This window comes from Acinetobacter sp. YH16051 (assembly GCF_013417135.1).
Lineage (GTDB): Bacteria > Pseudomonadota > Gammaproteobacteria > Pseudomonadales > Moraxellaceae > Acinetobacter > Acinetobacter towneri.
Genome location: NZ_VPEN01000124.1, coordinates 1 through 1,315 on the forward strand (window position 1 = coordinate 1; position 1,315 = coordinate 1,315).

Genomic DNA, 1,315 nt, shown 5'->3' on the forward strand with positions numbered 1-1,315 from the left:
CTCACTGGTGAAAACGGTATCCTGACACCACTAATCAAACAGCTGACAGAAGCGGCTTTAAATGCTGAAATTGAAAACTATCTGGAAGAAAATCCTAAACCATCCAATCGCAGGAATGGTTACTCTCGCAAGACCGTAAAATCATCCTCCGGTTCATTTGAACTGGAAACACCTCGTGATCGCACTGGTGATTTTGAGCCTCAACTCGTCAAGAAAAATCAAACCAAACTCTCTGAAGAGATCGACAGTAAAGTCATCTCACTGTTTGCGCTCGGCATGAGCTACCGTGATATTCAAAAACATATTGCCGATATGTATGCACTGGATATTTCCGAGGGTGCCATTACCAATATTACAGACAAGCTAATCCCCGAATTACGTGCCTGGCAACAGAGGCCGCTTGATGCCGTATATCCCTTTGTGTGGCTCGATGCCATCCATTACAAGATCAAGGATGAAGGCCGTTATGTCAACAAAGCCGTTTATACCGTGCTGGGATTAAATACCGAAGGCCATAAAGAACTGCTGGGTCTTTACCTATCAGAAAGTGAAGGTGCTAATTATTGGCTCAGCGTACTCACAGATTTGCAGAACCGTGGCATACAAGACATTCTGATCGCCTGCGTTGATGGGCTTAAAGGCTTCCCTGAAGCAATTGCTGCGATATTTCCGCAGACAGAAGTGCAGTTATGTATTATTCACCAAATCCGCAATAGCTTGCGTTATGTGGCCAGTAAGGATCAAAAAGCCTTTATGGCTGATCTGAAGCCTGTTTACCGAGCAGATACCAAGCAGGCAGCTGAAATGGCGCTAGATGAGCTGGAAGCCAAATGGGGGGATAAATACGAGAAAGTCATTCGTTCATGGCGTGAAAAATGGCATTTACTCAGTGCCTATTTCAAATATCCGAAAGCGGTTAGGAAGCCAATTTATACCACCAATGCGGTTGAAGCAGTACATCGCCAATTCAGAAAACTGACCAAAACCAAGGGGGCTTTCCCGAATGAAAATAGCCTGCTGAAATTGCTGTATATTGGCATTCAACAGGCTTCTGAAAAATGGACAATGCCGGTGACAAACTGGGGGCAAACCATCACACAGTTATCGATTTACTTTGAAGGCAGGCTCGATGATATAATTAAACTCTAGCCAATTCGGCTGACACAGAATTTTGAACGCTCTCTAAAAATTTGATTTTGTCCTACTGATATTTTTTAAAAATAGATTCTATAAGACTACATCTGATTTAGATGTAGTTTATAACAAAGGAATTGTAGTCTTATAAGCTCTATAACCCTTATGTAAAAAGCTTTCC

1 protein-coding gene is annotated in these 1,315 nt (G+C 42.5%); it reads left to right on the forward strand.

What is annotated here, in order from left to right; translation table 11 throughout:
* Window positions 1-1,149: IS256 family transposase (locus FTV41_RS14790; protein WP_179996771.1), on the forward strand; the 1,149-nt coding region annotated here is incomplete at its 5' end.
* Between the last annotated feature and the right edge of the window lie 166 nt (window positions 1,150-1,315).